Genomic DNA, 19,253 nt, shown 5'->3' with positions numbered 1-19,253 from the left:
TAAGGCACACACCGGCCCCCCAGCCCCGAAGAATGGACCCCTGATGTACCGTCGATTTCCCTCTGCCATTTTTGTTGCCGCCCTCGCGGCGATCGCCCTTGCCGGCTGCGGTACGGGAGCATCCGCTTCGTCTCCGGCCGCCGGAAGTTCTGCCGCATCGGTCCAGGTGATCCCCGTGGCGGCCAGCACGGACGCGTGGGGAAGCATCCTTTCGGAGCTCGGGGGGACCCACGTGCAGGCGACCTCGATCATCAACAACCCGGACACGGACCCGCACGCTTACGAGCCCACCCCGGCAGACGCTCGCACGATCGCGGCCTCCAAGGTGTTTGTTGAGAACGGGGTCGGCTATGACAGCTGGGCGGCAAAGGCCGTGGCCGCGAACCCGACCAGCGACCGGTCGGTGGTGGAGGTGGGGGCTGTGACCGGGACCCCGGATGACGGCAACCCGCACCAGTGGTACGCACCGGAGAGCGTGGGCAAAGTCGCGGACGCTATTACTGCGGCACTGAAGAAGGCCGATCCGTCGAGCGCGGCCTACTTCGACGCCCAGCGGGCCGAGTTCGATTCGAAGGCACTGGCGGATTACCACGCCACGATCGCCGAGATCAAGGCAAAGTACGCCGGAACGCCGGTCGGTGCGAGCGAGAGCATCTTTGCCCCGATGGCATCCGCGCTTGGCCTGAACCTCATCACACCGGCGAGCTTCCTGAAGGCCATCAGCGAGGGGACCGACCCGTCGCCGGCAGATCTGGCGACGATCAAGTCCCAGATCACGGGCAAGCAGCTGAAGGTCTACGTGTTCAACAGCCAGAACTCCACCCCCGACGTCGCCGCGCAGGTCGACGCAGCCAAGGCCGCCGGCATCCCTGTCAGCGCAGTCACCGAAACCTTGAGCCCCAAGGGCGCCACCTTCCAGGACTGGCAGACAACGCAACTCAAGTCCCTCGAGACGGCGCTGGCGCAGGCCACCGGGAAATGAAAAACGAACCGGCGGTCCGCTTCCGCAGCGCGGCCGCTGCGGTCGGGGGCCGAACCGTCTGGGCCGGCGTCGATTTCACGGTCGACGCCGGCCAGTTCGTGGCCGTCCTCGGACCCAACGGGGCCGGGAAGTCGACTTTGCTGAAGACCATCCTCGGCCTGGTTCCAGTCAGCTCCGGGACCGTCGCCGTTTTCGGCAGGAAGCCAGGGCAGGACCGGTCCACGATCGGCTACCTGCCCCAGCGGCACGCCTTCGGATCGTCCGTGCGCATCCGCGGGACCGATATCGTGCGCCTGGGCCTGGACGGCGAACGCTGGGGCACCCCTCTGCCAAGCTGGCTGCTAGGCCGGAAGGGCCGCGCGGCCACTGCGCGGGTGCGGGAAACTCTCCGGCTCGTCGGCGCCGAGGACTATGCCAACCGGCCGATCGGGCAGTGTTCCGGCGGCGAGCAGCAGCGGTTGCTCATCGCCCAGGCGCTCGTGCGCCGCCCAAAGCTGCTGGTCCTGGACGAGCCACTCGACTCCCTGGACGTGACCAACCAGAGATCCGTGAGCGCCCTCATCCAAGGCGTGTGCCGCAGCGAGGGTGTCACGGTGCTGATGGTCGCCCACGATGTGAACCCGATCCTTCCCTACCTCGACCAGGTGGTCTACCTCGGGCACGGCAGCGCAATCACCGGTCCCCCGGAGCAAGTGATCACACCCGAGGCCCTGACGGCCCTCTACAGCACACCGGTAGACGTCCTGCGCGACCGGGCGGGCAGGCTTGTCGTCATCGGCCAGCCCGACGCCCCTCCCGAACACCCCCACGGTCCTCAGGTGCACGCGTGAATCCCGCAGGCTTCCTCGCGGAGCTCTTCGCCTATCCCTTCATGGTAAATGCCTTCCAGGCCGGCACCATCGTGGCCGTTGCGGCCGGTGCGATCGGCTGGTTCATGGTCCAGAGGCGGCAATCATTCGCCGGCCACACCCTGGCCGTCATCGGATTCCCCGGAGCCGCGGGCGCGACGTTGCTTGGCCTGAGCCCTGCAGTTGGATACTTTGTGGCCTGCATCGGCGGCGCGCTGGTCATCGCTGCACTTCCCGCCACCGGCCGGGCAGGGGGCGAGCTCGGAGGCGCCAGCGAGGAATCAGCAGCCATCGGCACAGTCCAAGCCTTCGCCCTGGCCTGCGGGTTCCTGTTCGTCAGCCTCTACAAGGGCTTCCTGGGCGGCCTGAACAACCTCCTCTTCGGAACCATCACCGGGGTCACCACCGGCCAGGTGGCCCTGCTGGCCGTCGCCGGCCTGGTGAGCCTCGCAGCCCTGGCAAGCATCGCCCGGCCACTGCTCTTCTCCTCGATCGACCCAGCCATCGCCGGGTCACGCGGCGTCCCCGTCCGGGCGGTCTCGGCCGCCTTCCTCGTCCTCCTGGGAGTCGCCGCGGCCGGCACCAGCCAAGTCACCGGGAGCCTTCTCGTGTTTTCCCTGCTCGTCGCCCCCGCAGCCACCGCGACCCGGCTCACCGCCAGGCCGGTCCTGGGGATCGCCCTCTCGGTCGTGATCGCCCTGGCCGCGACCTGGGCCGGGGAAGCGATCGCATATTTCTCGCCATACCCCATCGGGTTCTGGGTTGCCTCCCTGGCCTTCGCCGCCTTCGTCGCCGCCACGGCCTGGCAGGCGGCCCGCGAGCACCACGGCCGCCGCCGGGCTCGCCCCAACGCGGGAGTGTGGGCATGACCGGCATCGCGGCCTTCGGCACCGGAGGGTGGATACTCTCCGAGCCCTTCATGCAGAACGCCTTCATCGCCGGGACCGCGGTGGCCCTGCTAGCCGGGCTCGTCGGCCATTTCGTGGTCCTCCGCGGACAGGTATTCGCCGGCGACGCACTCTCCCACGTCGCCTACACCGGAGCCCTCGCCGCCCTCGCCGCCGGCCTGGACCTACGCCTCGGGCTGTTCACCGCGACGATCGGAATCGGGTTCGCCCTCGGCCTCTTCGGCGGACGCGGAGCATCCGACGACGTCGTCATCGGCACGACCTTTGCCTGGATCCTCGGGCTCGGGGTGTTCTTTCTCTCGATCTACACCACCCGGAGCAGCACGAGCGACAGCACCGCCAACGTGAAGGTCCTCTTCGGCTCGATCCTGGGCATCAGCTCCGCCGCGGCCCAATCCGAGACATGGACAGCGGCAGGCCTGATCCTGGTGCTGCTCGCCATCGCCAGGCCCCTGCTCTTCGCCTCCCTCGATCCCGCCGGGGCCTCGGCCCGAGGGATCCCCGTGCGGTTCCTCGGCCCCTTCTTCCTGGCCCTCCTCGGCGCGACCGCGGCCACCGCCAGCCAGCTCGTCGGCGCGCTCCTGGTCTTCGGGCTCCTCGCCGCACCCCCCGCCGCGGCCCGCAAGCTGACCGACAGACCATGGACCGCCTTCTGGCTTTCCGGCGCCCTTGCCGTTGCCGCCGTCTGGGCCGGGCTGGCCCTCGCCTACTGGGTGCCCACCCTGCCCTCCAGCTTCACCATCACAGGCGCAGCCTCGCTCGAATACGCCACCGCGGCAACAGCATCCTGGATCCTCGCGCGCCGCGCACGCATCCCGGCGTCGCCGGATTCCTCCAACCCCGAAACCAGGCAGGGAGCGCGCGCGACCGCCGGTTCCCGGCACCGGTAGCGTGTCGCTTGGTGTTGGATTTTGGCGGGATTCCTCGAGCTTGCGCGGAAACCGTTGCCCTCTGGTATAAGAACATGCTTATATCTTTATGTGAGTCCAGACGAGGAGTCCCTTGCCGGGGCGGCAGAGCTGTTCAAAGCCCTGTCCGCCACCTCGCGGCTTCTCATCCTGTCCGCGCTTGCCCACGAGCCCTCGTCCGTAAGCGCACTGACTGAGGCGACGAAGTTGTCTCAGCCCTTGGTCTCCCAGCATCTGCGGTTGCTCCGGGGGCTCAATCTGGTCACGGCATCCAGGTCCGGGCGCGAAACGATCTACTCCCTGACCGACCATCACGTGGCCCACGTCATCCAAGACGCCATCACACACAGCCAGGAACGCTAGCGCCGGTCCACTCCCGGCGTAAGCGAAGGAGGACACCATGACCGAGGAAGTCAAGGCTGAACATACACTCGTCGAGCATCAGCACGGCGGCCCGGACTGCGAGCACGTCACGATCCAGCACGGGGACCACGTGGACTACATCCACGACGGTCACCGGCACGCCGAGCACGAAGGCCACTACGACGAACATGACGATCCGGCGGAGCACACCCCGGCCGAGCACCAGCACGGCGGACCGGACTGCACACATGAAGCCGTCCAGCACGGGGACCATGTGGACTACGTCCATGACGGCCACCGGCACGCCGAGCACGAGGGCCATTACGACGAACACTGATCCTGCACAGTGAAGGGCACGGTGGCAACGCTCCGTAGCCCTTCATTGTTGTTTGGCGTCCGATTTGGCTGCGGAATGGTGCTCCGGGCTCGCGGACCTTCCCCGCTCGTGGGCCAGGTTCGCATTGCGGCTCACCTAGGGCCTGTTGTCGCCGGAATTGGCGTGGCGATCAATACACAGTTGCGTGTATACATCGGTCGATGTACTTTTACTGCATGGAAACCCTCACGCATGCCCCGGTGCTGGCTCGCTTCGGCTACGCCGTCTCCGACCCGACCAGGGCGCGGATCCTTCTGGCCCTGGCGACGGAACCCGGCTACCCGTCCGATCTCGCAGACTCACTCGGGGTATCGCGGCAGAGCATGTCCAACCATCTGACGTGCCTTCGCGGGTGTGGGCTGGTGGTGGCCGTTCCTGACGGCCGGCGGACCCGGTATGAGCTCGCCGACGCCCGGCTGGGCCGCGCGATCACGGATCTGCTCGGCGTCGTGCTCGCCGTGGACCCGGCCTGCTGCGCCCCCGACGGCGAGTGCCTGGCATGACATCGAGCAGCCTTTCCTCGCCCTCCGTCGTCCGGCGCGCCGTGCTGAGCCGCCGCGTCCGCCTGTTCGCAGCAGCAACCATCACCTATAACGTGATCGAAGCCGTCGTGGCACTCTGGGCCGGTGGCATCGCGGACTCGTCTGCACTGATCGGCTTCGGACTCGATTCGGTGATCGAAGTGGCCTCTGCCGTTGCCTTGTCCTGGCAGTTTTCCGCCAGGGACCCCGAACGACGCGAGCACCTGACGCTGCGCATCATCGCGGTCTCCTTCTTCGCGCTGGCCGCGTTCGTCACCGTGGACTCGCTCCGCTCTCTTGCAGGCGGTGGCGAAGCGCAGCGCTCGGCACCGGGCATTGTCATCGCGGCCCTGAGCCTTGCCGTCATGCCCGTCCTGTCCTGGCTGCAACGCCGCACCGGCCGTGAACTCGGTTCACGGACTGCGGTAGCAGATTCCAAACAGACCCTGCTTTGCACCTATCTCTCCGCTGTTCTCCTCGCTGGTCTGGTGCTCAACAGCGCCCTGGGCTGGTGGTGGGCCGACGCGGGCGCCGCCATGGTCATCGCCCTGGCCGCCGCCCGCGAAGGCATCGATGCCTGGCGCGGAGAGGCCTGTTGCGTTGTTCCTCAACCCGGCAATCAGGGATCGGCGGTCGATCGGGACGCCGATGACGGTTGCGACGTCGTTCAGCCAGATACAGCGAAGTCAGCCGGAAACGATGTGGAACCAGGGACCAGCACCGGGACAACCGACGGGTGTTGCCCCGAATGTTCAACGGAAACGGCCCGCCGCGGCAGCCCGCCATCGCCCCGATTGGGCCTCCGGGAGATCCCGTAGACCGAGGTTCCGCAGTCCGGACTGCGGGGTGAGCCCCTGCTCAACAAATCCGTGGATCCCCGCCCTCAGCGATCAGGGGCGTCAATCCTGCCGCCTTAAGCGGTACACACGACCAGAAAGAGACCACTTCATGCCCGCCAGCAAAGTGCGCAAAAAAGCAAAGAACAAGCTAGCCGCGGAACGGGAACGCCGCCGCGAGCAAGAACTCTCCTGCACTTCTTCCTGCTGCCCACCCGCTGGGTCGGCCCCTGCCGCATCGACGCCGCGCCACGCACAAGCGGGAGCCGCACCCTCCCGAGGCCACAACGGGTCTACCTCGTCCACGCGTCCGGGGATGGAAGATTCCCTGCGAGCCTGACGGACACGGGGGCTTTCCACCGGACTGCCGTTAATGAGGCGAGGCCTGCGATCCAGTGTCCGACATTGATCACCCGCCCATTCCCCCAGGCATGAACGGCTGGCACCCGAGCGGCGCCGGAGCCCGGTAGCGGCTGAACCGACGCCTCACCGCGATTGTCACTTCCGAGCCGGAATCGACGGGGACGAATCAAAGCAACAACAGATTCCAGGGTACAGAACGTGTGTGCGGCGGTCATCGGCCCGCGAACACAGCCCACGGCTGCGGTGGTCGGCCTTCCGGTTGCCGGGCGGCTGCGGATTGTCGGCCGCTCCACTCCCCTGTCGGCGCATGCCGGCAGATCCCTTGCGATGCATTTGCGGGCATCTCGCGGGGATCATCCGTGGCCGGAAGAGATCACCGAGACGATGTTGGACAGGTTCAGCAAAGAACGGGGCACGGTGCGTCTGACGCTGGTGGAACCGCTTGTCGTGGAAGTCTCGGCGGACGTGGCGTGGTCCGGCCGCTCGTTCCGGCATCCAGTGCGCCTGCTGCGGGTCCGACCCGAGTTGCACCCGGATGAGGTTTCATCACCCTTCGATATCCCCTGAAATTCAAGGGACTCAGAATGACGATAAGAGTTTGATGTCAGACGCCACAAGTGAAGGCTTCCGCCATGTCTCAATGCTGTATTGAATGCAACAACGAGTGAGCCGACGTTTGGGAACGGATTGGCAGGCACCGGCACCACTCGCTCTAGTCAAGGACCTCAGTCTTCTGAATCCCGAGACTGCACAGCAACCCAACGGTGACACCAGAAAACGCCAGAACTCCGCCTTAAGATGATTGCGCGGCTGGCGCCAGCCGCGCGGCAGCTGATCGTCGATCGTAGACCCGCTGCAGTGGGACGGTCAGCAAAATAATCAACAGCGCGTAGAAGTTGACGGCCGGCACGAGCACTCCCACGATAAGGGCGATGAAGAACCCGATCGTCGAAACGGCGTTGGAGAACACTTCGCGGCCGGGCATGGGATTCTCTTCCATCTCAAGCCGCGGATGCTTCCGGATCAAGAGCGTCATGGCCGTGAGCGTGAGGCTGCTCGCTGCCATCGTCCCGATGTAGACGCCGACCGAGAGGGGCGAAGTCCTGAACTGGGACACCATTTCCGTCGGCAGCGGCAACACCACCACCGTGAACGCCCAAAACAAGTTGAGCAACAGGAGTGGACTGCTGTAGGACCTGACATGCTCGAACGTCGAATGGTGGGCAAGCCAGAGCCGGGCGATCACCACGAAACTCAAGGCGAAGCCAGAGATCGCCGCGTAATTGTTCCCGATGAATTGCTCAGCACTCAACCCGTCGTGGGCCGCCTGGGTGACGGAGTCGACCAGCGGCAGCACGAGCAGAGTGATGGCGATAGCCGTCACGGCATCCGTGAAGAAAACAAGCCTGTCCAAGCCGCGGGTTGTTTGCATTCATTCAGTATGTTCCGACAACCGTCCGAAGCGAACTCGGCGTCCGCCACCGCGACCGGAACCCTCACCGGAGTCCGGGGTGGTTGGTGCAGGTGACTAAAACGCAGGATTTGCGCAAGGCTTGCCAAGGACTTGCCTAGTACTTTCTCATCTTGGTCGGATCCAGCCGCGCGGCGGCTGCGGGCGGGGCATGATGGTTCCGGGCACCGTTCCTGCGCACGTTCATTGGGGGCTTTCTGTTGATGAGAGAGAAGGAACGTGGCGCGGTCGCGGTTATGGTGGCGCTGCTCATGGTCGTGCTGCTCGGGTTCGCGGCGATCGCCGTCGACGAAGGCATGCTTTATGCCCAGAAGGCCCAGATACAGAACGGTGCGGATGCGGCGGCATTGGCTATCGCCCAGGACTGCGCCAAACGGGGCACCGCACTGTGTGTGTCGGCAGCCTCCGGGACCGCCCTGCAGCTCGCGAAAGCCAATAGCAACAGCGGCATGGCCGACGCGCCGGCGCCGTCGTTTCCTTCACCCGGCACTGTCGTAGTGACATCGGCCGCCAGAGACGCTAACGGCAGCGGGGTAACGCTCTTGTTCGCGAGAATTTTCGGCATTCCGCGTGCCGACGTCCCGGCCTCCTCCACCGCGAAGTGGGGGTCCCCGTCCGGACTCACGACCGCACTGCCCGTGACCTTCTCCGAATGCCAGTTCGACCTCTCCGGCACGGTGCAGCTGCTGTCCCTCCACGGATCCACCACATGTATCAGCGACAGCCCGTCCGGACAGATCATTCCCGGCGGCTTCGGCTGGCTGACGCCGGACACCTCTGCCGTCTGCGGATCAACGGTGACCATCGCCAATCCGGCAGTTTCGTCGAAGAACGGCGATAGCATGCCGAACCAGCAGCTGTGCAAGCCGACGTTCACGTCCCTGGAAGGCCAGACGGTCCTTCTGCCGGTCTTCGACAGTATCGATGCCAGCGGAAATTTCCATATCAAGGGCTTCGCCGCGTTCCAGATCCTTGGATTCAACTTCCCGTCCCAGTCCTGGAACAACACTGGAACGCCAAGCTGCAGAGGCTCGTGCACGGGGATCATCGGTAAGTTCGTCAAATTCGTCTCACTCGCCAGCCTCCCCACGGGAGGAGCTGATCTTGGTGCGGAGACAGTGAAGCTCGGCCCGTAGGAGTCCGCGGCCATGACTTCCAGACCCGCAAGTCCCGTGGCGGAGACATGGACCTACCTGCCGGTCCGTCGCACACGGACGAAAGCGACCGCGGGGGTGCCGTCGTTTCGGTGCGTCACGCCCGGATTCCATCGCGGTGTGTGCGACAGTGACCACTCAACTGAAAACAGATTCCGGCGGACCGGCGGTACCTGGCAATGAACCTTGACACTGAAAGCCTCCGGGTGGCGTTCGCCGTGGTGGCATTCACGCTGGGCGTCCTGTTCTACTTCGCGGACTTCCGAAGCACCCGGTCCCCGTACAGTGCGTGGTGGTGCGTTTCAATGGCCCTGTTCCTGGCCGGATCCGCCACCTTCCTGCTCGAGGAGACCCCCAACCGCTGGCTGGCCAACCCTGTCGGGAACGCTCTGCTGGTGGGCGGGGCAGCCTCAATCTGGGCCAGCGCCCGCTCCCTGAGAGCAGTCCCGGCTTCTGCCTGGATACTGGCGGGAGGACCGGCATGCTCCGCGCTGGCCGCCGCCGTGGACAGCCCGGCCACCAATCCCTGGGCCGGTGATCTGGTGTTCCTGGTCACGATGTGCCTGATGATCGGGCTCGCAGCCCGGGAGCTGGCGTTGGGAGACACGGAAGTCTCAAGGCTCCGTATGGCCATGGCGATCGCCGCCGCTTCGGTCGCCGCGTTCTATTTCTGCCGCCTCCTCGCCTTCGTTCGCGACGGCCCCCGCGGATCCTGGTACAACGCCTATGTCGGCCCGGCGCCCACAACCCTGATGGGCATGGCCTTCCTGGCGGTCGCCTCGTTCAGCATGTTCGCGCTCAGCAGCGAGAACCAGACCAAAGTCCTCAGGACCGCCGCAACCCAGGACGGACTTACCGGGCTCCTCAACCGTGCCGGATTCCTTGACGCGGCCGGCGACAGGCTCCGAAGGTTCCGCGTGGACGGCAACCACGGCGCCCTGGTCCTGGCGGACCTTGACCACTTCAAATCCATCAACGACAACCACGGGCACGCGGCAGGGGACACAGCCTTGAAGGCCTTCGCTGGAGCGTGCAGGGCAGCAGTCCGTTCCGGGGACCTCGCCGGACGGATGGGAGGAGAGGAATTCGTTCTTCTCCTGCCCGGGGTCAGTGCCCTGAGGGCACAGGCGATCGCCGCCGACATCAGTGACCGCTTTGAAGCCGCGGGCGCGGCGGCCGGTTTCACGATGCCCACGGCCAGCTACGGCATCATCCCCATCGAGGAAGACGCCGCGGATCTGGAGCAACTCATCTCCGCCGCGGACATCGCCTTGTACATAGCCAAAAGCCTCGGCCGGAACCGCTCAATCATCGGGGCCTCCTACACCTAGCCTTGGGCGCGGGACTCATGGGCCGGCCGATCCCCGACGTCCACCGTGGCTAATGAGCCGGCTACTCGCTTCCACTACCCGGAAGGTACAGAGTGGCCGCCCCGACCACTCGAAAACTACTTGATCGAAAACTTAGCCAAACTTGAAGAATTCCTTGCGGGGTCCTTGCAGCTTCCTAAAACTCAACGTGGAAAGTAGAAATCAACGGACAGCAAAGTCCCGGTCTCACGGGCTTCAAGAAACGGAAAACATCATGGGTCTCAACCTGAAAACCACCACCGGCAAAGTCATTGCATCCCTGGCCCTGGTCGGCACTGCTGCCGGCGTGGCGGGACTGGGAACCTACGGTGCCTTCACCTCCAGCACCTCGGCCAGCAACACCGTCGCCTCCGGCACCGTCAACATCGCACTCGGCGCATCCAACACTGCGGGGAACCGGCTCAGCGTCGCCGCTTCGGGTCTGGTCCCCGGCGACACCGTGCAGCGCACAGCCACCCTGAGCAACGCCACCGGCAACCAGGGGCTCTCGGCGATCACCCTGACCACCTCGGCCCTGCCGACCTCGAAGCTGGACACTGACGCGACCAACGGACTGCAGATGGTTATCGACAACTGCTCCGTCCCGTGGACCGAGGCCGGCACCGCCCCCGCCTACACCTACACCTGCTCCGGCACCACCACCTCGGTACTGGCTTCCCACGCCGTCACCGGGTCGAACCTCGCCCTGAACAACCTCAGCACGGTCAACGCAGGCCAGACCGACAACCTGCGGGTCACGCTGACGCTGCCGTCAACGGCAGACAACACCTTCCAGGGCCTGAGCAGCACCGTCGCTTTCAACTTCACGGGCACCCAGCGCACCGCAACCAGCAAGTAAATAGCCATACCCCGGCCCTCCGCCGTCGCATCCAGCAGAAAGTACCGCGACGCGGAGGGCCACCCTTAGGAACGGAACCCCCAGCCATGACCGCATCACTGTTCCGCGACACGCCACCGGTCACCCGGGCTGACGCGACGACGGCGACGCCGGCCACCGAAAAGCCGGGCACCAGGGATAAGCACGGCACTGGCTCGAGGATAGCCCGGTCCTTCGTTCGGCTCATCACGACCACGTTGATGGTCGCGGCGGTTGTCGCGTTCCTGTTCCTCGCCGTCGGGCCCCGCGTCTTCGGCTACGAGACCAGCACCATGCTCACCGGCTCGATGTCGCCGCTGATCAACCCGGGAGACGTGGTCGTCACCGTTCCCGTGGCGGTCCGGGACCTGAAGGTCGGGGACATCATCACCTACCACATTCCGGTGGAGGACCAGCGGGTTGAGACCCACCGGATCATCGACTTGGCAGTGAACAGCCAAGGCACTGCCACCGTCCGCACCAAGGGCGACGCGAACAACGGCGCCGACCCCTTGACAGCAACCCTGGCAGGAGGCCACGTGGACCGGCAGGTATTCACGGTTCCCTACCTCGGCAACGCAATCCGGGCACTTCGTGATCCCGTCGTCTTGAAGGTCCTGATGTATGGCGCTCCGGCCGCCCTGGTGGTCATGGTGCTCGTCTCCATCTGGCGGAAAAAGCCCGAACACGACGACGCCGCCAGCCAAGCGCTACGGGTTGACCGCCGGGCGGAACGCCTCCTGCCGGCCTTTGATCGCCGCCCCCTCAAGCGCCTGGCACGGGAGCTGAGAAGCAAGGAGGCCGCCGGGAACTTTGCGGCCACCTACACCAGGATGCTGCCACAACGGGTGGACCGGATCAGCGATGCGTTGAGCACCGGGAACAGTGAACTGGCCATGAACGCAGTGCTCAGCCTGAAAACCAGCTCCTCGATGGTGGGGGCGCTCCGGATGGAACAGCACTGCGTCCGCCTGGAACGAGCCCTGGTGATGACCGATCACACCGCTGCGGTTGAAGCCGGCGAAGAAATACGGCGGCACCTGCCACAGTTGGAAAAAGCACTGGTCGCCACGAACGCCCGGCGCGCCGCCTGAGAATGTCCCGATAGAACCCAACCGGGCCCGCTGTTTTTGCCACATCAAAAGGTGAGAATGAGATCGGACCCCCGGGCCTGACAGAAAGCCGCTGACCTTGCGTAGAAGCCGGAGCACCGCCGACGTCGCGAAGACGCCTGCGTTGGGTCGGGTCGCGGCGGTCCTGGCGGCGGCTGCCATCCTGGTTTTCGCTCCCGGTATCGCCCAAGCTGCGTTCACTGGAATGGACTCCGATTCAACCAGCGTCGGGACGATGTCGCTGCCTGCACCGACCGGCGCAAGTGTGATGGCCACCTGCGTGGCACGCAGCCTCAGCATCGTTGTTGTTAGCTACGGAACGGTGCCACGCGCCACGTCCTACGATTTCACGGTGGCGAACCCCTGCGGTGGCAATACGAAGACGACCGCCGGAACGTTCACCAAACCCAATGCAACGCAGGGCACCTGGACCTACCAGATCCACGGGCTGTACCAGGTATCAACCGGCAATGTGTGGATAGGTCAACCCTTCACGGGCACCGTCGTGTGCTGACTCCGCGGCGTTCTAGGTCATGCCCTGACCAACCTTGCGGATCCGATGGCGGCGATTAATGAATCTTCCAGGTGAAGAAGCACTGTTAGCATTCGCGCATGGGTCAAGGTCTCTTTCAACGCATGGTCGGCATCGTCATCGCCGTCACGGTCGGCGGTGCGGCGGCCCTTTTGTGGTTCGCCATATCCGCGACGGGAAATTCAGCGGCCGAGTCGCGGGCCGAGGGCATCGTCCTGGGCGTCTGGAGGATTCTCTACGACTCGGAGGCGCCGCAACCCCGCGTGATTCTCGCGGCCATCGCCTTTGCACTTCTGCTCTCGGCCGGGGTGGCGTTGCTGGAGCGGCGCATCGCGAACAGATCACGCCGCTCCGCGAATCCCCGGACACCGCTTGCCCCGAAGATCGTCATGGCGGAAACCCGCGGCGTGTACGCCGGCCCGGTCACGGTGACCGTGCTGATCCCCGCACACAACGAAGAAGCTTCGTTGCCGGCCACCATTGCCTCCCTGATGTCTCAATCGCATCGCCCGGAACGCGTGATTGTGGTTGCCGACAACTGCACGGACGCAACTGCCGCCCTTGCCCGCGAGGCCGGGGTCGAGGTCTTCGAATCGGTGAACAACACGAAGAAGAAAGCCGGCGCACTCAACCAGGCACTGAAGTGGCTGCTCCCCGGCCAGGGCGATAACGACGTCGTGATGGTGATGGATGCCGACACAAGCCTTGACGATGGGTTCCTGGAGGCCGCGGTTGCGCGGCTGAGCAATGACAGGGCCCTGATGGCCGTGGGGGGCCTCTTTTACGGGGAAGAGGGACACGGAATTGTCGGCCAGTTCCAGCGCAACGAATACATCCGGTACTCCCGTGAAATCGGACGACGGCGCGGCCGCGTTTTTGTGCTGACCGGCACGGCCTCGATCTTCCGTCCCCGGGCACTGCGCACCGTAGCCCGGGGCCGGGGTGAATCGATCCCGGGAATTCGCGGAGACGTATATGACACCGCATCCCTGACCGAGGACAATGAACTCACGATTGCCCTGAAGTCCCTCGGTGGCCTGATGATTTCCCCCATGCAATGCACCGTCGTCACCGAGTTGATGCCGAACTTCCGCACCTTGTGGGCACAGCGGCTCCGTTGGCAGCGGGGCGCCCTGGAAAACCTCGGGGCTTACGGCGCCACGCCGCAGACACTTCGCTACTGGGCGCAGCAGTTCGGCATCGGCTATGGGGTCATTGCGCTCAGCGCCTACCTCCTGCTGGTCCTCTTGATGGTGCTGTCGCTCGATATCTGGGTCTGGTTCCCGTTCTGGCTGGGAATCGGCGTCGTTTTCTCGATCGAGCGGGTTGTCACGGCGTGGAAGGGCGGCTGGCGGGCACGCCTCCTGGCCGTCACGCTCTTTCCGGAGTTGTTCTTCGATATGTTTCTCAACGTTGTTTATGTCAGGGGAATCATCGACATCTCCCTGGGCCGGCAAGCCAAATGGAAACACCTCAACCATGCACAGACCGGCGAAACTTCGAAGGTGCAGTGATCATGGCTATTTCCGCTGCTCTTCCCGCCGGAATCCTGTTCCCCGAGGAACTCCTGCATTCCGACTGGTTCGCCGTCCTGGCGACCTTCGTTGCCATCAACACCCTGATGTACGGCGCGCTGACCATCGCCAAAATCCTCCCGAAACTGCACCCGGGCGACTGGATCCGCACCCGGAACCAGCGTTCGGAGACCCGGAGCATCCACCCCGATGCCCCGGCCGTGAACGAGGCCACGGACTTCGTCAACACCCGGTCAAGACAAGGACCCGGGTCCGGCTAAGCCCATTGGGTAGCTCCCGTGGCTGGAGACTGGAATATCGACGGCTCGGAATAACGGACTCCACCAGGAGCGCGCCCGGGGCTGGCTCCCACCGATGTCCGGTTTCCGGACCATCTGGCCCGCTAGGCCTGTCCCGTACCTGAGTTCTCCGGATCTGGGTGGACCGCAGCGGCGCGCCCGGGTTCCGGGGGCGCGCCGGGTCTTTTCTGTGGATGGTCGGGCCCGGGTTGTCCACAGTCTGTGGCTGGTTTGCCGCGGTGGTTGTGGGTATCGGGTGCACAACGCATCCGGGCTGCGGCGGCGGGCCGGTTGGGTGTCGTTCCTGGCTTCTAGGATGGTCTCCCCACTGGGTGAGGGAAGGGGAAGCATGGAGGATGGACGGCGGCCGCGGGCCAGTGCCTGGCAGATCGCCGGCGTCTGGATCGCGGCTGGGGCACTGCTGTTGACGGCGGCAAGGATGGGTCTGGAGCTGTGGCAGATGGCAGGGCATTGACCGGGGGGCTGGTTGGTGGTTAAGCAACCAGGGGCCGGCATGTGCCGGCCCCTGGGGTTTTCCCTCTGCAAAAGGAAATCTATGGATTCAGCTTAGCTGAACTGGTTGTTTCGTCCCTGACGACAATGCGGGTCCGGGTCGGTAGTGCCACCGGCCAGCTTCCTTAGGGCACTGGTGTGGGAGCTGATCGGGTCTGAAGTCCAGCATGAATGCTGTCTCTGACGTTGAGGTAGCGCGCGGCACTCCGGGGGCCGCGTTTGTTGGTGGCGGTGAACGGCGGGACGCCGCTGGTGACCAGCAGCGTTGGGTTCGCCGTGGTGCAGCGGCCCTCCCGACATTCGTTCGAGCCGGTTGGCCCGCGAAGAAAAGACCGGAGTGAAGAGAAAACCGGGGACGGGCCCGGGGAATCCGGTGCCGACGAGATAGGCCAGGTGGCTAGCGGCCCAGGAGAACGTTCACGTCTCCATCAACCCAGGCAGCGTCGGCGACGTTGCTCGTGACGAGCCAGACGCCGTCGACGCGCGCGACCCTCGACGTGTGTCGGTTCTTCATGAGGAAGTGGCGGCTGTGGTCGCCGGCCGGAAAATGAGCAGCCTCGATCAAGGTGGTGAGCACGACTTCACCATCCGTGACGGTGATTCGCGGGTTGGAGACCTGGTGGAAGGTGTCGAGGGCCCCCAGCGCGCCGATCAGGCCGCCAACGATCTGCTCGCGTCCCTCGAGCACCGGGAAGTCGATTCCGGAGAACCGGGCCGCGGGCCCGAAGTCGAACGTCGCGTCCTTGGCGAATGCGCTCGACAGCAGGTCGGAGTCGGCATTGTCCAGGCCGGCGCCGATACGGTAGAGAAGGTCCGCGATGTCGAGGCGATCCTCGGCTGTGAGTGTGGCTGTCATGGTGTGTCCTTTGTTTGCGTGATAGCGGATTGGAGGGGGCCTAGCTGTTGCGGAGGCCGCCGTCGACGGGAACGATCGCGCCTCAGGCGAGGAGTTCGGCGATTGCTCGCACGATGCCGCCGGTCGAGCCCGTGATGAGGGCGCTTTGTTCGGACGGCATCGTGTTCATTTCGGTGCCTTTCGGGTTGAGCGGGAGATGGTCGGGTGTCGGCGGCGGCCCCGACGCATGCCTGGGCCGCCGCCGCGGGTTGTTTAGACCGCGCCGTCGCCGCCGTCGACGGGGAGAATGACGCCGTGGATGTAGCGGGCGGCGTCGGAGACGAGGAACGCGACTCCGGATGCGATCTCGTCGGGCCGTCCGAGGCGTTCGGCCGGTGCGCCCGCGATCATGTCATTGAGGTTCGTGCCGAGGGGTGCGGTTCCTTCTGTTGCGATCGCACCCGGGCTGACCGCGTTGACGCGGACTCCGGCGGGGCCGAATTCCGCGGCCCAGGCTTTGGTGAGGAGTTCCACGGCTGCCTTGCTGGACCCGTAGAGCGCGGCGCCCCTCAGGCCTCGTGTGGCGAGGCCCGTCGAGATGTTGACGATTGCGCCGTGGCCGCGTTCTGCCATTTTTGGCGCGAGAACGCCGGAGAGGATGAACGGAGCCTTGACGTTGACGTCGTACACGGCGTCGAATTGATCGTCGGTGAAGTCGGCGGTGGGTCCGAAGGGGTAGATTCCGGCGTTGTTGATCAGGATGTCGATGTGTCCGCCGCTGATCGTGTGTGCTGTGTTCGCGAGTTCGCGGACGCTTGCGGGGTTGCCGAGGTCTGCGGCGAGGAAGTCAGCGTTTCCGCCGGTGGACCGGATCTCCTGCACGGCCGTGTTGCCCCGGTCGGTGTCGCGGCCGGAGATGATGACGTGCGCGCCGAGTGCGACGAGAGCGTCTGCTGTCGCGCGGCCGATGCCGCTCGTTGATCCAGTGATGAGGGCGGTTTTTCCTGCTAGCTCGGGAGCCATGGTGGTGCCTTTCGTTTGTGCTGTTGTGAGTGAATCGGTGTTGGACGTTCGCGACGGTGGCGCCGGCGAATTCTGGGTTAGAACTTGGCGGGGAAGGCGTGTGTCTTTCCGAGGGCGACCCAGATGAGGGTTGGGATCATGATGATGAACGCGAGCCAGGGGATCGAGATGACGCCGAAGCCGGCGAGGAAGATGCCGCCGATGAGGCCGCCGAGGGCGATGCCGATGTTGAAGACGGTGACGATCATGGCCTGGGCCACGTCCGCGGCCGCTCCGGCGGCGCGGGAGCCGGCGGTGAGGAACAGCGTCGTGGCCCCGCCGAAGGTCAGACCCCAGGCGGCGACGGCGACGTAGAGCAGGAGGGTGCTGACGTCGGAGAGTGCGATCGCGAGGGCGGCGAGGGCGAAGAGGGCCATGCTGGCCACGATCAGCTTCCGATGGTGCCGGTCGATGAAGGTGCCGATGATCCAGATGCTGAGAATGGAGGCGACACCGAAGGTGAAGAGCACCCACTGCAGCTGGTCGGCGATGCCGGCGTGGGCCACGAGCGGCCCGATGTAGGTGTAGAGGAGGTTGTGCGCGACGACGAAGCCTGCGAGGGTCCAGAGGATCGTGCGGATCCCGCGGAGCATAATGGCGTCTTTGAGCTTCACCCGGTCACCGAGTGCCTGGCCTTCGAAGTTGGGCAGTTTCCAGAGCACCCAACCAACGAGTAGCACCGAGATCGCGGTGACAATGCCGAAGACCCACCGCCAGTCGACGACCGTGCCGAGGAACGCCCCGGCGGGAAGTCCCAGCGAGAGCGCCACCGGTGTGCCTGCCATCGCGATGGCGATCCCGCGGCCCTGCAGTTTGCCGGGGACGAGGCGGGCAGCGTGGCCGCCGATGTTCGACCAGATCAGGCCGGCCGCGATCCCCGCGACGAAGCGGGCTCCGAAGGCGAAGCCGATCGTGGGGGCCAGCGCCGTTGCGGTGTTGGCGAGGATGAAGCCGATCAGCGCGGCCAGTACGACGTTGCGTCGCCCCCACCTGGTCATTGCGGTGCTCAACGGGATCGCGCTGACCGCGGAACCGACCGCGTAGATCGTGATCGTTTGGCCGGTGAGTGACTCACTTTGGCCGAAGGCGCTGCTCATTTGCGGGAGCAGCCCCGCGGGCAGCGTCTCCGTCAACACGGACACAAATCCCGCAGTGAAGAGCGCGAACAGCCCGGCCAGCGGCAACTTGTCCCTGACGGCGCTTTGCGTCTGCGGGGCGAGAGTGGAGGTCATTTCCGGCGACCTTTCATTTTGGCATGTTCCTTCCAATTGAAGGATGTGCCAACTCTGCGCCACTTATTTTAGAATGTAAAACCCAAAATAATGGAATGCACAAGCCATAAAGCTTGTCTCCGCGCCATCAATCGCGTGAACCCGACCCGGCGGCATGGCCTCGACGAGCGGGGTCGCATCGGTCGCAATGTTTCTCGAAGCCAAGCGCGCGCATGAGAAACGCCATTGCGCGGGTGGCATGCCACGCGCGCAGCGGCGTTGTTTCCGCGCAAGGCGCGACCCGGGGACTACTCGGCGGCCGTGGACGCGGCGATGTACTCCGGGGTGCCCGGAGCCGCTGCTCGATCCAACTCGCTACTCATGAGGCAACTCCTCCGCCGTCAGACGAACTATCGTCTGACCGGTGCGCCTTGTGAGCGCGTCGGTGTCAGTGAACGTCGCCGCTGAACCGGCGATGACCGTGTCGTAGTAGTCGTTGACGAAGAGTGCTTTGGCCCCGGCAAGGTCGTCGACCCAGACTTCGGCAATCCCGTCGTATGAGGCGGACGGCAGGCCAGGGATCTGCTCGCCGGTGCTGTGGAACTGTACGTATTTGCGGGCATTCTCGGCGTTCGCCGGCATCGCCGCGAGGAGCGGGGTGTGGGTGTTCGTCCAGTATTCGTTGAATTCCTCGCGCGTGAGGTCTGCTCGGCGGGTGAGGAACACGTTCATCTTGATCATGATTTTCCGTTCATTCGGTTGGCTGTGCCCTGGCACCGCGCGGTGTAGCGGCCCTGTCAGCACATCGGCCTCAGTGGAGCGATCACGAGTGAAAGGGCACCCAGATCATCTTCACGACCACGTTCAGCATGCCCGACTTCACACTCGGATCGTCCGCGCTGATTTTGGTCGCTTCATCGAGATCTGCGGCCTTGAAGATTGTCATGCCACCGTCCTCCAGCACGCCGTTGAGGCCGCCTGCCTTCTCCATAAACGGGCCGCTGAGGACGGTCCGGCCGCTCTCCTGCAACTTGGTCATGTAGCCGACATGATCCAGGAAGTCGGGCTGCCCGTTGTACTTCACTCCCTTGACCCATTTCGGGCCCGGCGTTTGGAACGAGACAAAATAGTGGGGGCCGTTTTCGTCAATCATTGTTCAGACTCCAGCAGATAAGCAAAGGGCGATTCCAGCCCGTCATTTTGGAAAACTCCTTCCAAT

At 64.9% G+C, this 19,253-nt stretch carries 23 protein-coding genes; 17 read left to right on the top strand and 6 right to left on the bottom strand.

Features of this window, described 5'->3' with window-relative positions; genetic code table 11:
* Nucleotides 1–43: 43 nt before the first annotated feature.
* From ABD742_RS23360 to ABD742_RS23320, 9 genes are all read left to right on the top strand, one after another.
* Nucleotides 44–982, top strand: a complete 939-nt coding sequence (locus ABD742_RS23360; RefSeq protein ID WP_234751698.1) for a metal ABC transporter solute-binding protein, Zn/Mn family — start codon at nucleotides 44–46, stop codon at nucleotides 980–982.
* Nucleotides 979–1,812, top strand: coding sequence for a metal ABC transporter ATP-binding protein (locus ABD742_RS23355; RefSeq protein ID WP_234751697.1), 834 nt, complete (start codon nucleotides 979–981; stop codon nucleotides 1,810–1,812). Before ABD742_RS23360 ends, ABD742_RS23355 begins: the two co-directional genes overlap by 4 nt.
* The gene (locus tag ABD742_RS23350; protein WP_234751696.1) at nucleotides 1,809–2,699 is read left to right on the top strand and encodes a metal ABC transporter permease; all 891 of its coding nucleotides are present in this window, start codon (nucleotides 1,809–1,811) and stop codon (nucleotides 2,697–2,699) included. The genes ABD742_RS23355 and ABD742_RS23350 overlap by 4 nt, the downstream gene beginning before the upstream one ends.
* On the top strand, nucleotides 2,696–3,628 hold the full coding sequence (locus ABD742_RS23345) for a metal ABC transporter permease (protein WP_234751695.1): 933 nt from the start codon (nucleotides 2,696–2,698) through the stop codon (nucleotides 3,626–3,628). The genes ABD742_RS23350 and ABD742_RS23345 overlap by 4 nt, the downstream gene beginning before the upstream one ends.
* A gap of 90 nt (nucleotides 3,629–3,718) precedes the next feature.
* Entirely contained in the window at nucleotides 3,719–4,009 is a 291-nt protein-coding gene (locus ABD742_RS23340; RefSeq protein ID WP_234751694.1) for an ArsR/SmtB family transcription factor, read from the top strand.
* A gap of 37 nt (nucleotides 4,010–4,046) precedes the next feature.
* Nucleotides 4,047–4,346: a hypothetical protein gene (locus tag ABD742_RS23335; RefSeq protein ID WP_234751693.1), complete on the top strand. Its 300-nt coding sequence runs from the start codon at nucleotides 4,047–4,049 to the stop codon at nucleotides 4,344–4,346.
* 215 nt (nucleotides 4,347–4,561) lie between these two features.
* Nucleotides 4,562–4,888 (top strand): ArsR/SmtB family transcription factor, encoded by a 327-nt coding sequence (locus ABD742_RS23330; RefSeq protein WP_234751692.1) that lies wholly within the window; start codon nucleotides 4,562–4,564, stop codon nucleotides 4,886–4,888.
* The gene (locus ABD742_RS23325) at nucleotides 4,885–5,724 is read left to right on the top strand and encodes a cation diffusion facilitator family transporter (protein WP_234751691.1); all 840 of its coding nucleotides are present in this window, start codon (nucleotides 4,885–4,887) and stop codon (nucleotides 5,722–5,724) included. Before ABD742_RS23330 ends, ABD742_RS23325 begins: the two co-directional genes overlap by 4 nt.
* A gap of 579 nt (nucleotides 5,725–6,303) precedes the next feature.
* The gene (locus tag ABD742_RS23320; RefSeq protein ID WP_234751690.1) at nucleotides 6,304–6,672 is read left to right on the top strand and encodes a hypothetical protein; all 369 of its coding nucleotides are present in this window, start codon (nucleotides 6,304–6,306) and stop codon (nucleotides 6,670–6,672) included.
* A gap of 226 nt (nucleotides 6,673–6,898) precedes the next feature.
* Here ABD742_RS23320 and ABD742_RS23315 read toward each other — a convergent pair whose 3' ends face one another.
* Complete coding sequence (locus ABD742_RS23315) at nucleotides 6,899–7,537, bottom strand: TMEM175 family protein (protein WP_234751689.1); 639 nt, start codon at nucleotides 7,535–7,537, stop codon at nucleotides 6,899–6,901.
* A 242-nt stretch (nucleotides 7,538–7,779) separates the two neighbouring features.
* Between ABD742_RS23315 and ABD742_RS23310 the strand changes: the two genes are divergently transcribed.
* From ABD742_RS23310 to ABD742_RS23275, 8 genes are all read left to right on the top strand, one after another.
* Entirely contained in the window at nucleotides 7,780–8,712 is a 933-nt protein-coding gene (locus ABD742_RS23310) for a pilus assembly protein TadG-related protein (protein ID WP_234751688.1), read from the top strand.
* 197 nt (nucleotides 8,713–8,909) lie between these two features.
* Nucleotides 8,910–10,061 carry a GGDEF domain-containing protein gene (locus ABD742_RS23305; protein ID WP_234751687.1) on the top strand — a complete coding sequence of 384 codons (1,152 nt, stop codon included), beginning with the start codon at nucleotides 8,910–8,912 and terminating at the stop codon, nucleotides 10,059–10,061.
* A 253-nt stretch (nucleotides 10,062–10,314) separates the two neighbouring features.
* Nucleotides 10,315–10,938, top strand: coding sequence for a TasA family protein (locus tag ABD742_RS23300; RefSeq protein WP_234751686.1), 624 nt, complete (start codon nucleotides 10,315–10,317; stop codon nucleotides 10,936–10,938).
* Nucleotides 10,939–11,024: 86 nt separating this feature from the next.
* On the top strand, nucleotides 11,025–12,050 hold the full coding sequence (locus ABD742_RS23295; RefSeq protein ID WP_234751685.1) for a signal peptidase I: 1,026 nt from the start codon (nucleotides 11,025–11,027) through the stop codon (nucleotides 12,048–12,050).
* A 97-nt stretch (nucleotides 12,051–12,147) separates the two neighbouring features.
* A complete protein-coding gene (locus ABD742_RS23290; RefSeq protein WP_234751684.1) occupies nucleotides 12,148–12,582 on the top strand; it encodes a hypothetical protein in 435 nt (144 codons plus the stop codon).
* A gap of 98 nt (nucleotides 12,583–12,680) precedes the next feature.
* Complete coding sequence (locus ABD742_RS23285) at nucleotides 12,681–14,114, top strand: glycosyltransferase family 2 protein (RefSeq protein WP_234751683.1); 1,434 nt, start codon at nucleotides 12,681–12,683, stop codon at nucleotides 14,112–14,114.
* 2 nt (nucleotides 14,115–14,116) lie between these two features.
* Nucleotides 14,117–14,395, top strand: a complete 279-nt coding sequence (locus ABD742_RS23280; protein WP_234751682.1) for a hypothetical protein — start codon at nucleotides 14,117–14,119, stop codon at nucleotides 14,393–14,395.
* A gap of 367 nt (nucleotides 14,396–14,762) precedes the next feature.
* Nucleotides 14,763–14,888: a hypothetical protein gene (locus tag ABD742_RS23275; protein ID WP_268819250.1), complete on the top strand. Its 126-nt coding sequence runs from the start codon at nucleotides 14,763–14,765 to the stop codon at nucleotides 14,886–14,888.
* Nucleotides 14,889–15,323: 435 nt separating this feature from the next.
* Here ABD742_RS23275 and ABD742_RS23270 read toward each other — a convergent pair whose 3' ends face one another.
* From ABD742_RS23270 to ABD742_RS23250, 5 genes are all read right to left on the bottom strand, one after another.
* Nucleotides 15,324–15,782 carry a nuclear transport factor 2 family protein gene (locus ABD742_RS23270; protein WP_234751681.1) on the bottom strand — a complete coding sequence of 153 codons (459 nt, stop codon included), beginning with the start codon at nucleotides 15,780–15,782 and terminating at the stop codon, nucleotides 15,324–15,326.
* Nucleotides 15,783–16,034: 252 nt separating this feature from the next.
* Nucleotides 16,035–16,784: an SDR family NAD(P)-dependent oxidoreductase gene (locus ABD742_RS23265; RefSeq protein WP_234751680.1), complete on the bottom strand. Its 750-nt coding sequence runs from the start codon at nucleotides 16,782–16,784 to the stop codon at nucleotides 16,035–16,037.
* A 77-nt stretch (nucleotides 16,785–16,861) separates the two neighbouring features.
* Nucleotides 16,862–18,055, bottom strand: a complete 1,194-nt coding sequence (locus ABD742_RS23260) for an MFS transporter (RefSeq protein WP_234751679.1) — start codon at nucleotides 18,053–18,055, stop codon at nucleotides 16,862–16,864.
* Between the two features lie 354 nt (nucleotides 18,056–18,409).
* Nucleotides 18,410–18,775, bottom strand: a complete 366-nt coding sequence (locus tag ABD742_RS23255; RefSeq protein ID WP_234751678.1) for an EthD domain-containing protein — start codon at nucleotides 18,773–18,775, stop codon at nucleotides 18,410–18,412.
* Between the two features lie 82 nt (nucleotides 18,776–18,857).
* Nucleotides 18,858–19,187 carry a YciI family protein gene (locus ABD742_RS23250; protein WP_234751677.1) on the bottom strand — a complete coding sequence of 110 codons (330 nt, stop codon included), beginning with the start codon at nucleotides 19,185–19,187 and terminating at the stop codon, nucleotides 18,858–18,860.
* Nucleotides 19,188–19,253 lie beyond the last annotated feature (66 nt).

The organism is Arthrobacter ramosus, from assembly GCF_039535095.1.
In the GTDB taxonomy this organism is placed as follows: domain Bacteria; phylum Actinomycetota; class Actinomycetes; order Actinomycetales; family Micrococcaceae; genus Arthrobacter; species Arthrobacter ramosus.
The sequence above is the reverse complement of the archived record's forward strand: the minus strand, read 5'-3'. Positions and strand labels throughout refer to the sequence as shown.

Bases quoted from the DNA above. Each gene is read 5' to 3' on its own strand.
- ABD742_RS23305 (WP_234751687.1), top strand. From the start codon at position 8,910: ATGAACCTTGACACTGAAAGCCTCCGGGTGGCGTTCGCCGTGGTGGCA.
- ABD742_RS23310 (WP_234751688.1), top strand. From the start codon at position 7,780: ATGAGAGAGAAGGAACGTGGCGCGGTCGCGGTTATGGTGGCGCTGCTC.
- ABD742_RS23265 (WP_234751680.1), bottom strand. From the start codon at position 16,784: ATGGCTCCCGAGCTAGCAGGAAAAACCGCCCTCATCACTGGATCAACG.
- ABD742_RS23250 (WP_234751677.1), bottom strand. From the start codon at position 19,187: ATGATTGACGAAAACGGCCCCCACTATTTTGTCTCGTTCCAAACGCCG.
- ABD742_RS23325 (WP_234751691.1), top strand. From the start codon at position 4,885: ATGACATCGAGCAGCCTTTCCTCGCCCTCCGTCGTCCGGCGCGCCGTG.
- ABD742_RS23270 (WP_234751681.1), bottom strand. From the start codon at position 15,782: ATGACAGCCACACTCACAGCCGAGGATCGCCTCGACATCGCGGACCTT.
- ABD742_RS23255 (WP_234751678.1), bottom strand. From the start codon at position 18,775: ATGATCAAGATGAACGTGTTCCTCACCCGCCGAGCAGACCTCACGCGC.
- ABD742_RS23335 (WP_234751693.1), top strand. From the start codon at position 4,047: ATGACCGAGGAAGTCAAGGCTGAACATACACTCGTCGAGCATCAGCAC.
- ABD742_RS23355 (WP_234751697.1), top strand. From the start codon at position 979: ATGAAAAACGAACCGGCGGTCCGCTTCCGCAGCGCGGCCGCTGCGGTC.
- ABD742_RS23275 (WP_268819250.1), top strand. From the start codon at position 14,763: ATGGAGGATGGACGGCGGCCGCGGGCCAGTGCCTGGCAGATCGCCGGC.
- ABD742_RS23295 (WP_234751685.1), top strand. From the start codon at position 11,025: ATGACCGCATCACTGTTCCGCGACACGCCACCGGTCACCCGGGCTGAC.
- ABD742_RS23285 (WP_234751683.1), top strand. From the start codon at position 12,681: ATGGGTCAAGGTCTCTTTCAACGCATGGTCGGCATCGTCATCGCCGTC.
- ABD742_RS23330 (WP_234751692.1), top strand. From the start codon at position 4,562: ATGGAAACCCTCACGCATGCCCCGGTGCTGGCTCGCTTCGGCTACGCC.
- ABD742_RS23300 (WP_234751686.1), top strand. From the start codon at position 10,315: ATGGGTCTCAACCTGAAAACCACCACCGGCAAAGTCATTGCATCCCTG.
- ABD742_RS23360 (WP_234751698.1), top strand. From the start codon at position 44: ATGTACCGTCGATTTCCCTCTGCCATTTTTGTTGCCGCCCTCGCGGCG.
- ABD742_RS23260 (WP_234751679.1), bottom strand. From the start codon at position 18,055: ATGACCTCCACTCTCGCCCCGCAGACGCAAAGCGCCGTCAGGGACAAG.
- ABD742_RS23315 (WP_234751689.1), bottom strand. From the start codon at position 7,537: ATGCAAACAACCCGCGGCTTGGACAGGCTTGTTTTCTTCACGGATGCC.
- ABD742_RS23345 (WP_234751695.1), top strand. From the start codon at position 2,696: ATGACCGGCATCGCGGCCTTCGGCACCGGAGGGTGGATACTCTCCGAG.
- ABD742_RS23280 (WP_234751682.1), top strand. From the start codon at position 14,117: ATGGCTATTTCCGCTGCTCTTCCCGCCGGAATCCTGTTCCCCGAGGAA.